Below are 13179 nucleotides of genomic sequence, written 5' to 3'. Positions count from 1 at the left end.
TATATGGAAAGGAGGGATATTGAGATGATTGAAACAGAAATACAAGAAATGATTAAAATATGTGTTAAAAACAGAGCAAGTGATATGTATATAATTCCAAGTGCCAAGGGATGCTTAGTTAAGTATCGAACGTTGAATAACTATCATAGCCTTAATGTATATTCAGAAAAAAAGATGATACAAATGAATAATTTTCTTAAATTTAAGGCAAATATGATTCTGAGCGAAACTAGGCGGCCGCAGTTTGGGACTTTTCAATGGCAGATAGAACATAAAAAGGTAAATTGCCGAATTTCGAGTGTTGGCGATTTTTTAGGTAGAGAATCGATTGTTATACGATTTATTTATTCGAATACCGATGTACCGTTACTTCAACTTTTACCAAATCAATTTCAGCAGTTGATAAATGCATGTGGGTCCAGTGGGCTAATTTTATTCTCAGGTCCAATGGGTTCAGGTAAGACAACGACAATGTACCAACTGGCTGAAATGATTCAGAATCAAAGAACAATATTAACTATTGAGGATCCAGTTGAAATTCAAAATCCTAATTTTATTCAATTACAGGTTAATGATAAAGCAAACATGACATATGCGGAATTATTAAAAGTTGGATTGAGGCACCATCCTGATATTTTTATTATCGGTGAAATCAGGGATGAAGTCACTGCCAATGCTGCAATTAAAGCTGCAATGAGTGGTCATTTAATTTTAAGTACCGTACATGCAAGAAATGCAGTAGGAACAATTAAACGACTTGAAAATCTTGGCGTTAGTCGAGATGATCTCAATAGAACGCTACAGGCAGTAAGTTATCAGCGATTAATTGAAACAACGAAAGGTGGAAGCGGTGTACTATTTGATATATTAACAGGTCAAAAGTTAGAGTCTGTTCTTGAAGGAACATTTAATCAAAAAATAGCTTTAGAAAGGTGGCATGATAACCTTGATCAATGTATTAAGAAAAATATTATTACAATTGAAACAGCAAATAATTTTAAATAGAAGAAAATGGTCAATTCAAAAACAAAGTGAATTTTTCGAAGTCTTGGCAGACTTATTAGATTCGGGATTTTCGCTCAGGCAATCTTTAACAACGGCGACTAAATTATTTCCAGTTGGGAAAATAGATATTCAAAAAATTGAATCCAAGTTAAGAAGTGGTGAACCCTTCTCAACAGGTATCAAGCCGTATATTTCAAAAAGTTCGTATTATCAAATTACGATTTCTGAAAAATATGGCGGATTAAATAAAAGTATTAAACAACTCGGAAAATTGATGACGGTTAGAGTAAAACAAAAGAAACAGTTAAAGCAACTCATGCAATACCCAATGATTCTGATGGGATTACTGGTTGTCTTATATATCGGAATCCAACAATTTATTTTGCCTGAAATAAATTATAGTCAGTTAGGTGCGTCATCAAATTCTAACTTTAAAATGATTTTAATGAAGAGTATTATCTCTGTCGTAATTAGTCTATTTATCGGATATATCATAAAAATTATCATTCGTGTTTCAAAACAAAGTACGATGAACAGGCATGTTTGGTATTGTCAGGTCCCCATAGTAGGTAAAATTTATCGGGATTATTGTCATTATTATTTAACATTTAATTTGGGTCTGCTTTTAGCAAGTGGTTTAAATTTGAATAAAATATGTGATTATTTAAATCAATTTGATCAAAAATCTTTACTATATCAGTTAGGTAAACAGTTAACGAATCATTTTGAAAATGGTGGGAGTACAAAACAAATGATCGATAAAAGTCCTTTATTTCCTAATGAGATAACGACATTTCTCGCAAAAGGTAATACGTTAGATGTGATGAGCCAAGAATTATTAATGTATTCGGAATTAACTTATCGTAAATTTGAGTCATCTGTCGAAAGAATCATGATTTATGTACAGCCAGTTGCATTCATAATTGTAGCGGCCTGTATTGTTGGGTTGTATTTAACAATATTATTACCTATGTATCAAACTATGGAGGAAATTCAATGAAAAAAAATAGAAAAAAATTAAAAGCATTTACGCTTGTTGAAATGCTATGTGTCTTATTTATTATCTCACTTCTAATGTTGATTATATTACCTAACATTGGACATCAAAGAGCAGGTGCTAAACGGGTTAATGATGAAGCGTTAGTTAGCGTCGTCCAAACGCAGGTTGATTTGTATGAAAATGAAACGCATAATAAATCGATAAATTTTGCTGATTTAGTTTCGGAAAAATATTTAACTGAAAAGCAAGAAAAGGAAGCAAAAGATAATCATATTATTATCTCGAATAATGTTGTTAAAACAGAAAACTAAATTTAAAGCATTTAGTTTATTTGAAATGCTTATTTCGTTGGCAATTACTAGTATTTGTGGTCTATTGCTAATGGGGCCAATGGATCAAGTACTTGCGATATCTAAAGAAAAACAATTTTGGCAAAATTTTGAACAACTTTGGCAAAGTGCAGTGGTAGAGGCACCGATGAATCGGATGCCTAATAGTATTAATTTTAATGATGATAAAATGACCATTATTAATGGCAATAGTAAAATTAAATTAGACTATCCGAAGACTGTGACAGTTAAAAATAGAGTAACGATAAAAATAAATAAAAGTGGGCAAATCACTGGTAAAACAGTTAATTTTAAATCCACATTACCAAATAGAAATCAAAAAATAGTATTTCAAATTGGGTGGGGTCAATTTATTAGAAAGGATGTCGAATAACGTGCGTAAAATGTCAGGAATTGTGTTAGCTGACGCTATTATGACTTTAACTATTGTCGCATCAGGTTTTGGATTATATGTACAGACCAATCACACATTACAGAAACAAGAAGATTATTGGAATCATAAAACAACAACTACAAGAAATCTGAAAGAAATCAGTAAATTATTAGTCATTCATCCGACAAGTAAATTATCAAAAATAGTTGATGGCGAATTACAATGTGCTACTATGTCTGAAATTCGAATTAAGTCTGAAAATGATTTAACAAGTATTAAATTGCAATGAAAAGTTTTTCTTTGTTAGAAACTATTATTGCATTAGGTATATTTATCATCTCTCTTAGTCTAATGACAACATGTTGGCACTTATGTACAAATGAACACCAAGAAATTAGCGGAGATAGAGATTTTTCGTTACAGCAATGTATCGGATTATTGGAGTCAGATCACTTAGATTTGAAGATAATAGATGTTGGTCAATATACAATTTCATTAAAAAATAATAAGACAGGAGCTCGCTACTATCTTAGTCAGCATAATGAAATGATACAGTTTATTGGATTTTCAGGAGGTCATATACCAATTTTATATCATGTGAAATCATTTTCGGTGGCATACGATGAACCAATTCTATTTTTAAAAATCAAACAAGAACACCAAAATAAGACTTTAAAATTGGTAATACCTATGGAAAAAAAGGATTAAGATGCGAAAAATCAAATTATTAAACGGACATTTAGTTGTATCAGCCATATTTTGTTTAATGTTATTAATTGGTTTGTTATTGGGACAACTGATATATTTCCAAGCAAAATTCACTAGTTATCAGAAAATATGCCAATATAATCAAGCAGAAACTATGAAAAACATGACTATTTTAAATCAAAAAGCAAAAAATCTAAAAGAAAAATATACTTATAATTATGGTGTTGTTGAATATCAAAAAGGAGCCTATCAGGTTATTTTGAAGAATGGTAATCGATATTCTTTTTCAGAAAAATGATAAAAAAGAAACTTAACTTGAATTGAGAATTAAAAATCGTTAAACTGAAACGAGCAAATAAATTCAAGGAGTGATTTTATGTCATTAGAAGAAATAGAAATGAACTTTAATCAGATTAATGAAACAATTGATATTTTACAAAAAAGTTTAGAAATCACTTATTTGGACGCATTTATTGAGACTAGCAATAATTTGTTAGATAATAAATCTGTACACGTAGAAGATGGATTACCAAGTGAGCAAGATGTAAAAATTTTGAATCAGATTTATAAAAAAATGAATTTGAATGCCTTATCGTCAGAAGATGTACGTAAAGTTGTACAGTTAGTTTTATTGAAGGCAACAAGACAAGAAAGTATTCAACCTAATCATCAAATAACACCAGATACAATTGGATTTTTAGTTGCATTTGTATTAGAAAAATTAATAAGTACAAAAAAATCGTTTAGTTTATTGGACATTACAGTGGGATCAGGGAACTTACTGACGACGATTTTGAATCAAATGGCTGCTGATAAGTTTGAGATTTCAAAAGCATACGGGATTGATAATGATGATACAATGTTATCAATTGCAGGGTTAAGTGGACAATTACAACACTTAAATTTAGAATTATTTCACCAAGATGCGGTTGATGACCTAATTGTAAAAAAATCTGATGTTGTTATTGCTGATTTACCAATTGGTTATTACCCTCTAGATGAAAGAGTTACCCATTTTGCTACACATGCAACTGAAGGTCATTCATATGTACATCATTTATTAATAGAACAATCAATCAAATACTTAAATGATGGCGGTTTTGGCATATACCTTGTTCCTACTGGTTTATTTGAAACAGAGGAAGCAAAAAAATTACTCGTTTACATTCAATCAAATGCATATCTTCAAGGTATGCTCAATTTACCTGTGGAATTATTTAGTTCAGCTAATTCACGTAAATCTATTTTGATTTTACAGAAACATGGCGAAGGTAGTAAACAAGTTGATGAAGTACTATTAGGTGATTTCCCATCACTAAAGGGTGAAGAACTATTTCAGAGCTTTGTTAAAACGTTAGATAAGTGGATAAAGGCCAACTTTAATAATAAGTAAAGTGACTCATATTTTGAGTCGCTTTTTTTATTTAATTATAAAAAGAATAATTTCTTTAGAAATTAACATGTGTCATGTATAATCTACTTAATTACTATAGAGGGAGTTTGATATTAATGGCAGAAAAAAGTTCAGAAGATCAGCATGTTAGAGGATTAAAAAGTCGACATGTTCAATTAATTGCAATTGGTGGAACAATTGGGACTGGTTTATTCTTGGGAGCAGGTCAATCTATTCATTTGGCTGGGCCATCTATTTTATTGGCATATATTATTACCGGAATTGCATGTTTTCTTTTAATGCGTTCGTTAGGTGAATTACTGTTATCGAATGTGAATGCACATTCATTTATTGATTTTATTTATGAATATCTAGGTGAAAAGGTTGGATTTGTTGCTGGATGGACATATTGGGTCTGTTGGGTAACAATTGCAATGACAGAAATTACCGCAGTCGGGTTATATATGAAATTTTGGTTTCCTAACTTGCCGCAATGGATTCCTGGTATGGTTATGCTCCTTATTCTTTTAGGAATAAATTTAGTTACAGTGGGATTATTCGGTGAAACAGAATTTTGGTTTGCACTCATTAAAATTATTGCCATTATTGTGTTGATATGTATTGGCGTGTATATGGTAGTGGTAAACTTTAAAACTTCAGCTGGGCATGCCAGTTTGACGAATTTAGTAAGTCACGGTGGATTTTTCCCCCAAGGAATTAAAGGATTTATTTTGTCATTTCAAATGGTACTGTTTAGTTTTGTCGGTATTGAAATGGTAGGATTAACAGCTGCAGAAACTGAAAACCCAACAAAGGTTATCCCAGAAGCAATTAATGAAATACCCTTAAGAATTATTTTGTTTTATGTAGGATCATTATTGGCAATTATGGCGATTTATCCTTGGAATATGATTTCGGAATCACAAAGTCCATTTGTTCAAGTATTTGAAAATATAGGGATAAAATCAGCAGCCAGCATTATTAATATTGTTGTAATTACAGCTGCAGCCTCAGCTTGTAATGGGTCTTTATTTAGTACAGGTAGAATGTTGTTCTCGCTTAATTATAATAAAAAAAATAAATTTTCTAAAAAAATTAGTAAGTTATCACATAATCAAGTACCTGCATTTGCATTACAATTTTCGACTCTTGTGATTGCAATTTCAGTCGTACTGAATATGTTTATGGCTGAATCGGTATTTACATTTATTTCAAGTATTGCAACGACTTGTTTCTTGTTCATTTGGGGAGCAATTGTAATTGCACATTTGAAGTATAGACGAAAAATAAAACTAGAAAAAACAGAATCAATGCTAGTATTTAAAATGCCTTTCTTTCCTGTTACAAATTATTTAATTCTATTATTTCTAACTTTTGTAGGTATTGTGCTATGCTTAAAACCTGATACATTAATTGCGCTGATTGCTTCAATTGGTTGGTTAATTGTACTCTATGTTATTAAAAGTGTTCAAATGAAGATGGAAAATTAAATTTTTGCTGAAAAGACCACGTGTGAGGGTCTTTTTTTGTATACTTAGGGCACAAATTAAAAGTAATTGTTGAAAATATTGTTTGATTTTGCTTCTAAAAACATTACAATTTAATAGTTAATTTCAGCGCGAGCAATACTATTTTCTGCATGCTATTTTTTGTAAAGGGTCATATAAATTCACTTGGACACGGTAAGCAGTATAATATAGGATATAGTATAACTAATAATGTTGAACCCACCTATTAGGAATTTGATGGTTAGAAAAGAACTTTAGGACAACCATAATAATATAGTTAGTGAAAAGAAAGTCAGTAAATAATCAAAATAAGGTGGATATAAACTAATGGAAAAAATAACGATTTTACATACAAATGATATTCATTCACATTTAGAAAATTGGCCTAAAATTAGGCGATTTTTACAATCTGAAAAAATAAAGCTTGAAAAACAAAATCAAACTGTTTTAACTTTTGATATTGGAGATGCAATTGATCGTGTGCACCCGTTGTCGGAAGCTACAAATGGCAAAGCCAATATTGAATTAATGAATACTGTAGCATATGATGCAGCGACAATTGGTAACAATGAAGGTATTGGTAATTCGCGAAGCCAATTACAACATTTATATGATAATGCAAAATTCGACATTATCCTTGATAACGTGGTAGATGGAGAAGTTAATAATCGTCCTGCATGGGCCAAAGAATATAAAATAATGGAAACTGCAGCTGGAACTAAAATTGGAATAATTGCCTTGACAGCACCATTTCCAATGACGTATGAGATGAATGGTTGGGAATCTAATCAAATTGATACCGTTTTACCTTCACTTTTAAAAAAAATAGCAGGTAAAGTAGATGTTATTATTTTGTTATCACATTTAGGTTTACCTGTAGATAGAAAAGTAGCTGCAAAGTATCCTCAGATAGATATTGTATTAGGAAGCCACACACATCATTTATTGAAATCCGGTGAAAAAGTTAATGAATCATTATTGGCCGCAGCTGGTAAGTGGGGGATGTACGTGGGCGAAGTAGCGATTGAACTTGAAAATCATAAAATTAGAAAAGAAGTTGCTAAAGTAATTGAAACAGAAAGTTTAGCAGAAGTTATAAGTGACCAAGACGAAATAGCAGAATATAGATTACGCGGAGAAAAAATTTTAACATCTGAAGTTGTTGCAAAATTGCCTGAAGATTTAGAAGCATCATGGACTAAAAATTCAGCATTAATGCAGACATCATTGAAAGCCATCGAAGCGGGTACAAAAACGGATATTGCAATGTTAAATGGTGGATTATTTTTGAAAAATTTACAAAAAGGATTTGTAACAAAAAATGACCTGCATCAAACACTGCCACACCCAATGCGGGTTATTACTGCTAAATTAACTGGTTATAATCTATGGCGATTAGTACAAGAAATTAAAAAGAATAGTTCATTTCTTAAGAAATTCCCAATTAAAGGGATGGGTTTTAGAGGCCAATTATTTGGTGAAGTAGTGATTGATGGACTGGTAGAACAAGAAAATGGGGACCTTATATATCATAACGAAAAAATTGACTTGGATGCATATTATACTATTGCAACAGTTGATCATTTTATGTATATACCGTTTTTTCCAACCATAGAAATAACCGGAGAAATTTCGATAAATGGCAAGAAATTTTTAAGAGATTACGTTGGGGACTATTTAAAACTAGAATTTTCTGTATAATGAAGTATGACTAAAGTTGTAAAAGGAGGTTTGAGATTTGAATCAAGCACAGAAAGAAAAGAGAGAACAGCAACTTGCAATAAAAGCAGAAAAAATTAAAGCTTATGCTAGTGATGTTGTTCGACAGAGTGAAACCCGAGTACTAATCGATAACCGTCCATATGATCTTGTTTCCAATTATAGAGATGGTTTTGAAATTGAAAAATTAACGGAACGATTTAGCCAAATTTTAACGAAATATGATTATATTGTTGGAGACTGGGGATATGATCAACTTCGATTAAGAGGTTTTTATAAAACCGAGAATAAAAAGGCATATCGGTCACAATGTATCGATACTCTTGAAGATTATTTATATGAATATTGTAATTTTGGATGTTCTTATTTTGTGTTGCACAATTTGGAAATTCAAAAACCTGAACCAATTTCTAATCCTAAAGAACGTAAAAAAACAGTTAAACCAGTTGGTAAGAAAAGAAAACCTGTAGTAAGGGCGCACACAACTGAAAAAAAATATCAAATAAAAAATAAAAAAACTAAAGTACCATTAAACAAGTCTAAACCAGTAAAACCACAAAAAAATAATTTAAAAACGGCAACAAAACGAACAAAGAAACACGAATTTGTAATTAGGCAAAAAGATAAAGCATAATTAAATAGGCAAGGTGATAATAATGGCATATAAAGGTTATATGATTGATTTAGATGGTACAATCTATCGAGGAAAAGAAAAAATTGCGGCAGCAAAACGATTTATCGAGTCTCTACAAGCAAGAAATATTGCATTTTTATTTGTGACTAATAATACGACTAAAATACCAGCTGATGTTGTCAATAATTTAGCAAATAATTTTGATATACATGTAACTGAGAAAGAAGTCTATACGGCGGCACTTGCAACTGCAGATTATCTAGATGCGTTAAACCCTGATAAAAGAAGTGTTTATATTATTGGTGAAAACGGATTAAAGAAAGCAATTATGGATAAAAAATTTATTATTGAGGAAACGACGCCTGATTATGTTGTTGTTGGGTTAGATTCCGATGTTACGTATCATAAATTTGAAATGGCAACTTTAGCAATCAAACGTGGTGCTAAATTTATTGGAACAAATGCTGATACTAATATTCCGAATGAACGTGGACTACTTCCTGGTGCTGGATCGCTGGTAAGGATGGTTGAATGTACAACACAACAAGAAGCTACTTATATTGGTAAACCTGAAACTATCATCATGGAAAAAGCCCTATCAAGACTTGGCTTGAAGAAAAGTGAAGTTGTGATGGTTGGAGATAACTACATGACAGATATTAAAGCCGGAATTAACTTTGGGGTTGATACAATGTTAGTCTATACGGGCGTTTCAACAAAAAACTTAGTGGCATCTAAAAAAGTTCAACCAACTATTCAATTGGATTCACTTGATGATTGGGACTTTGATAATGATAGAGCGCGTTAAAAAAATGGGACAGTGGCTAAGTTTATATCTAGCGATTGTCTCTTTTTCTATTATATTGGTAATTAATAGTACGTTTGTTTATAAAATTTTTATCAAGCAATCACATTTGAATAAAATTGTTGGGTTAAACCAATCAGAATTAATGTCTGATTATAATAATTTATTAGACTATTTTAACTATCCTTGGGTAAATAAAGTAAAAATGATATTGCCTTCATCATATAATGGGATGCAACATTATCATGATGTTAAACAATTGGTGCAGTTTAATTATGGTTGTTTTTTAATTTTAGGATTTATTGCAATAATATTTATTGGTCAATTAACAAAACAAAAGGAATTATGGAAATTGGTAAGACCTTTTCAGATGGCTATTACTGTTCCTTTTCTTAGTGTATTTTTACTTTTCTTTAATTTTGATCATTATTTTATACTATTTCATGAGCTCGTGTTTAGAAATAATGATTGGATATTTAATCCTAAACTAGATCCAATCATTTTGGCATTACCAGAAAATTTTTTTATGATTTGTTTTCTAATGGTCTTTTGTCTAATTGAGATGTTCTTTTTAGTTGGTATTTACTTTGGTAAGAGAGAAATTAAACGTAGTAATTAAAAAAACGAGACACCAGTGAAAATGGCGTCTCGTTTTTTTATTAGATTAAGATAGAAAGGGTGGGATATTAATAGCTAGTTATTTACTTAATTTTGACTTAATACCACTAAATACAGCTGGAATTAAGGAAATTAGTATGATTCCCAATACGACTAAAGAAAAATGTTCCTGTACGATTGCAATGTTTCCAAAGAAAAATCCAGCAGAACAACAAATGGTGACCCATGCAAATCCGCCAATTAGACTAAAGCGTAAGAAGCGAGAGTACTTAAATCCGCTACCACCAACGATGAAGGGAGCAAGCGTACGAATAATAGGCATGAATCTTGCTAAAATAATTGCGGGTCCACCATGTTTATTGAAAAATTGTTCTGTTTTATCGAGACTATCTTTGCTAATCATTTTATTAAATAATGAATGATCTGAAATTGAGTTCCCTACTTTTTTTCCAATAAAGAAATTTAGTGAGTCTCCCATGTACGCTGCAGCAAGAAAGAGGATTACAAATATCCAAATATTCAAATGATAAATTGAATTTGCTGCTAGAGCACTAGCTGCAAATAAAAGTGAATCACCAGGTAGGAAAGGTAAAATAACCGCTCCAGTTTCTATGAAGATAATAAAAAATAAGATAAGATAGGTCCAATTTCCAAAGTTGTTCACAATACTAATCAAGTGTGTGTCTATATGTAAAACAAAATCTATAAAAAAGTTTATGACAGACATAATATTAAATACCCCTTAAGTTCTATTTTTTTAATAATGTGGATTCATTAGTTGCGTACTATGAATAGTTCGATTAATATTTGGGTTTATAAAATTTAGGGCACTAGTTACGGCAGTCGGTGCTTCACCAAATCCTGAAGCAATTAGTGCTATTTTACCAGGGTATGAAACAATATCTCCTGCGGCAAAAACACCGGGAATGGAAGTTGCCATTTCAGAATTTACCGAGATTAGTTTCTTATCCATATTTATACCCCAAGCATTAATAATTTTATTATCGGATAAGTAGCCATAATTCACAAGTAAATTATCAACAATTATCGTTTTATTAAGATTATTTTTAGAATGTTTTAGCAAAATTTCAAGGCGACCATTCTTTTTAGAAAGTGATTGTATCGAAAAGGGAGTTTCAAATATAGTATCAGTTTTTTTGAGTTTTGTGACATTGTACTCTAGAGCTCTAAAGTTATCTCGACGGTGAATCATATGAATTTGTTTTGTAATGTTCGATAGCTCATTTGCCCAATCGATAGCAGAATCACCACCGCCAGCAATAGCAATTTGTTTATGAGAAAATTTAGAAAGGTCACTAATATTGTAAAATAATGATTCATTCTCGAATGTTGCTGAATTAGCAATATTTAATTTACGTGGCTGAAAAGAACCAATTCCAGCCGTAATAATAATTGTTCTACTATATGTAACCCGTTTAGAAGTTTGAATCCTAAAAATATCATTCTCTTTTTCGAAATTTAAGACGGTCTCATTTAATTTAACGTCAAAGTCAAATTGGTGAGCTTGCCTTGAAAGTTCCTTAATTAGATGTTCACCTGATATGCCAGTGAATCCAGCTATATCATATATTTTTTTCGTTGGATATAATGTACCAACTTGTCCACCAATGTCGGGAAGACTTTCAATAACTTGAGTTTTAGCTTGGCGCATGTGCGCATAAGTTGAAGTAAATAGTCCGATGGGTCCGGCACCAATGATAGTAATATCAAATATTTCATTTGTTGTCATAACAGTCTCCTAGCATTCCATTTAATAGCATTATAATAGTATAACGCATAAAAAATATAAAGTAATAGTAAAATAGAGTGAAATTGGGTACAATGGAATCAATAAAGTTTGAATAGGAGGAACATAGTTATGACATACCCACAATTAGACTTAGAACATGTAGTTGGACCAAAAGTTAAAATGATTACGAATTACGGTGATATAACGATTCAATTATTTCCAGAACAAGCACCTAAGACGGTAGAAAATTTCATTGGACTTTCAGAAAATGGATACTACAAAGACGTTATTTTTCATCGAGTGATTTCTGATTTTATGGTTCAATCTGGTGATCCAACAGGATCTGGAATGGGTGGTGAAAGTATTTGGGGTAAATCGTTTGCAGATGAATTTTCTTCTGAACTTTTTAACTTAAGAGGTGCTTTATCGATGGCTAATTCTGGACCATCAACAAATGGTAGTCAATTTTTTATTGTCCAAAATTCGAATGTTCCTGAACAGATGATTGGACAATTAAAGGATGCAAATTATCCTGAAGAGGTAGTCGTAGAATATAAAAAAGGTGGAACTCCTTGGTTAGATTTTCATCATACAGTATTTGGACAAGTTGTTAGTGGAATGGACATTGTTGATAAAATTGCGGGTGCAAAAACAGCTATGCAAGATAAACCAGTTGAACCAATTGTAATTGAAGATATGATAGTAACAAAATAAAGAGGATGAAAGTCCTTTTTATTTTGGCCGTTTTTACCGAAAGATTGAGGAGTATAAATGAAATATAGAATTGGACAAATTATTGTAGGAACTATAACAGGTATTCAATCATATGGTGCTTTTGTAACAATTGCGGATGGAGTTCAAGGCTTAATCCATATTTCGGAATGCCATAACGGTTATGTGGATAACATATTGAATTATTTAAAAATAAATGAAAAAATTACGGTTAGGATTATTGATATTGATGAATATAACAGTAAAATGAGTTTTTCAATTAGAAATTTTACTAAACAAAATAGTAATCTTAAAAGTACAGGTATTAAAATAAAACATAAATATTATTGGACAAATAGGTCTATAGATACAGGGTTTAAAGCAATAGATGATAAAATGGATTTTTGGATAAGCCAACAATTAAGAGATATTCACAGAAATAGACTTGACCAAGAAAAAGAAAGCTGATATATTTAATAAGTGCTATTGAGGCGATAATGAATATCGCAAATAAAGTGTTGACATGAGATATACCAGATGGTATATTAATAAAGCTGATTGATACGGCAAGAAGAAATGAATATTTATTCAAAAAATTCTTGACA

Annotated in this window: 17 protein-coding genes and 1 pseudogene; 16 read left to right on the top strand and 2 right to left on the bottom strand. The window is 31.1% G+C overall.

What is annotated here, in order from left to right; genetic code table 11:
- Positions 1–24: 24 nt before the first annotated feature.
- From comGA to AC1RPJ_RS06390, 14 genes and pseudogenes are all read left to right on the top strand, one after another.
- Positions 25–1005, top strand: coding sequence for a competence type IV pilus ATPase ComGA (gene comGA / locus AC1RPJ_RS06455; RefSeq protein WP_481761820.1), 981 nt, complete (start codon positions 25–27; stop codon positions 1003–1005).
- A complete protein-coding gene (comGB, locus tag AC1RPJ_RS06450) occupies positions 947–2005 on the top strand; it encodes a competence type IV pilus assembly protein ComGB (protein ID WP_481761819.1) in 1059 nt (352 codons plus the stop codon). Before comGA ends, comGB begins: the two co-directional genes overlap by 59 nt.
- Complete coding sequence (comGC, locus tag AC1RPJ_RS06445) at positions 2002–2316, top strand: competence type IV pilus major pilin ComGC (RefSeq protein WP_409022758.1); 315 nt, start codon at positions 2002–2004, stop codon at positions 2314–2316. Before comGB ends, comGC begins: the two co-directional genes overlap by 4 nt.
- Positions 2294–2377: pseudogene (locus tag AC1RPJ_RS06440) on the top strand (prepilin-type N-terminal cleavage/methylation domain-containing protein); the annotation flags it as partial. The gene comGC and the pseudogene AC1RPJ_RS06440, both read left to right, overlap by 23 nt.
- A gap of 9 nt (positions 2378–2386) precedes the next feature.
- Positions 2387–2728, top strand: a complete 342-nt coding sequence (locus AC1RPJ_RS06435) for a hypothetical protein (RefSeq protein ID WP_481762415.1) — start codon at positions 2387–2389, stop codon at positions 2726–2728.
- Position 2729: 1 nt separating this feature from the next.
- Positions 2730–3017 (top strand): hypothetical protein, encoded by a 288-nt coding sequence (locus AC1RPJ_RS06430; RefSeq protein ID WP_409022756.1) that lies wholly within the window; start codon positions 2730–2732, stop codon positions 3015–3017.
- Between the two features lie 11 nt (positions 3018–3028).
- Entirely contained in the window at positions 3029–3436 is a 408-nt protein-coding gene (locus tag AC1RPJ_RS06425) for a competence type IV pilus minor pilin ComGF (protein WP_481762194.1), read from the top strand.
- A 1-nt stretch (position 3437) separates the two neighbouring features.
- Positions 3438–3734: a hypothetical protein gene (locus AC1RPJ_RS06420; protein WP_481761816.1), complete on the top strand. Its 297-nt coding sequence runs from the start codon at positions 3438–3440 to the stop codon at positions 3732–3734.
- Between the two features lie 78 nt (positions 3735–3812).
- The gene (locus AC1RPJ_RS06415) at positions 3813–4829 is read left to right on the top strand and encodes a class I SAM-dependent methyltransferase (RefSeq protein WP_481761815.1); all 1017 of its coding nucleotides are present in this window, start codon (positions 3813–3815) and stop codon (positions 4827–4829) included.
- 116 nt (positions 4830–4945) lie between these two features.
- Positions 4946–6319: an amino acid permease gene (locus AC1RPJ_RS06410; protein WP_481761814.1), complete on the top strand. Its 1374-nt coding sequence runs from the start codon at positions 4946–4948 to the stop codon at positions 6317–6319.
- Positions 6320–6664: 345 nt separating this feature from the next.
- Positions 6665–8038: a bifunctional metallophosphatase/5'-nucleotidase gene (locus AC1RPJ_RS06405; RefSeq protein WP_481761813.1), complete on the top strand. Its 1374-nt coding sequence runs from the start codon at positions 6665–6667 to the stop codon at positions 8036–8038.
- Positions 8039–8075: 37 nt separating this feature from the next.
- Positions 8076–8690, top strand: a complete 615-nt coding sequence (locus AC1RPJ_RS06400; protein WP_481761812.1) for a YutD family protein — start codon at positions 8076–8078, stop codon at positions 8688–8690.
- Positions 8691–8712: 22 nt separating this feature from the next.
- The gene (locus AC1RPJ_RS06395) at positions 8713–9498 is read left to right on the top strand and encodes a TIGR01457 family HAD-type hydrolase (RefSeq protein WP_481761811.1); all 786 of its coding nucleotides are present in this window, start codon (positions 8713–8715) and stop codon (positions 9496–9498) included.
- Positions 9482–10114 (top strand): TIGR01906 family membrane protein, encoded by a 633-nt coding sequence (locus AC1RPJ_RS06390; RefSeq protein ID WP_481762413.1) that lies wholly within the window; start codon positions 9482–9484, stop codon positions 10112–10114. The genes AC1RPJ_RS06395 and AC1RPJ_RS06390 overlap by 17 nt, the downstream gene beginning before the upstream one ends.
- Positions 10115–10192: 78 nt before the next feature.
- Here the strand turns inward: AC1RPJ_RS06390 and AC1RPJ_RS06385 are convergent, their stop codons facing one another.
- Entirely contained in the window at positions 10193–10831 is a 639-nt protein-coding gene (locus AC1RPJ_RS06385; RefSeq protein ID WP_481761861.1) for a VTT domain-containing protein, read from the bottom strand.
- Between the two features lie 39 nt (positions 10832–10870).
- Positions 10871–11863, bottom strand: coding sequence for an NAD(P)/FAD-dependent oxidoreductase (locus tag AC1RPJ_RS06380; RefSeq protein WP_481761809.1), 993 nt, complete (start codon positions 11861–11863; stop codon positions 10871–10873).
- A gap of 129 nt (positions 11864–11992) precedes the next feature.
- Here AC1RPJ_RS06380 and AC1RPJ_RS06375 point away from each other — a divergent pair, with 129 nt between their 5' ends.
- Positions 11993–12577 carry a peptidylprolyl isomerase gene (locus tag AC1RPJ_RS06375; protein WP_481761808.1) on the top strand — a complete coding sequence of 195 codons (585 nt, stop codon included), beginning with the start codon at positions 11993–11995 and terminating at the stop codon, positions 12575–12577.
- Between the two features lie 57 nt (positions 12578–12634).
- Complete coding sequence (locus AC1RPJ_RS06370; protein ID WP_481761807.1) at positions 12635–13042, top strand: CvfD/Ygs/GSP13 family RNA-binding post-transcriptional regulator; 408 nt, start codon at positions 12635–12637, stop codon at positions 13040–13042.
- Positions 13043–13179: the final 137 nt, after the last annotated feature.

This window comes from Dellaglioa sp. CoH-57-MRSF-17 (assembly GCF_056782015.1).
The sequence above is the reverse complement of the archived record's forward strand: the minus strand, read 5'-3'. Positions and strand labels throughout refer to the sequence as shown.

Excerpts from the sequence above, each read along its gene's own strand:
- comGA (WP_481761820.1), top strand. The coding sequence starts at position 25 with ATGATTGAAACAGAAATACAAGAAATGATTAAAATATGTGTTAAAAAC.
- comGC (WP_409022758.1), top strand. The coding sequence starts at position 2,002 with ATGAAAAAAAATAGAAAAAAATTAAAAGCATTTACGCTTGTTGAAATG.
- AC1RPJ_RS06435 (WP_481762415.1), top strand. The coding sequence starts at position 2,387 with ATGGGGCCAATGGATCAAGTACTTGCGATATCTAAAGAAAAACAATTT.
- AC1RPJ_RS06420 (WP_481761816.1), top strand. The coding sequence starts at position 3,438 with ATGCGAAAAATCAAATTATTAAACGGACATTTAGTTGTATCAGCCATA.
- AC1RPJ_RS06415 (WP_481761815.1), top strand. The coding sequence starts at position 3,813 with ATGTCATTAGAAGAAATAGAAATGAACTTTAATCAGATTAATGAAACA.
- AC1RPJ_RS06410 (WP_481761814.1), top strand. The coding sequence starts at position 4,946 with ATGGCAGAAAAAAGTTCAGAAGATCAGCATGTTAGAGGATTAAAAAGT.
- AC1RPJ_RS06405 (WP_481761813.1), top strand. The coding sequence starts at position 6,665 with ATGGAAAAAATAACGATTTTACATACAAATGATATTCATTCACATTTA.
- AC1RPJ_RS06395 (WP_481761811.1), top strand. The coding sequence starts at position 8,713 with ATGGCATATAAAGGTTATATGATTGATTTAGATGGTACAATCTATCGA.
- AC1RPJ_RS06390 (WP_481762413.1), top strand. The coding sequence starts at position 9,482 with ATGATAGAGCGCGTTAAAAAAATGGGACAGTGGCTAAGTTTATATCTA.
- AC1RPJ_RS06380 (WP_481761809.1), bottom strand. The coding sequence starts at position 11,863 with ATGACAACAAATGAAATATTTGATATTACTATCATTGGTGCCGGACCC.
- AC1RPJ_RS06375 (WP_481761808.1), top strand. The coding sequence starts at position 11,993 with ATGACATACCCACAATTAGACTTAGAACATGTAGTTGGACCAAAAGTT.
- AC1RPJ_RS06370 (WP_481761807.1), top strand. The coding sequence starts at position 12,635 with ATGAAATATAGAATTGGACAAATTATTGTAGGAACTATAACAGGTATT.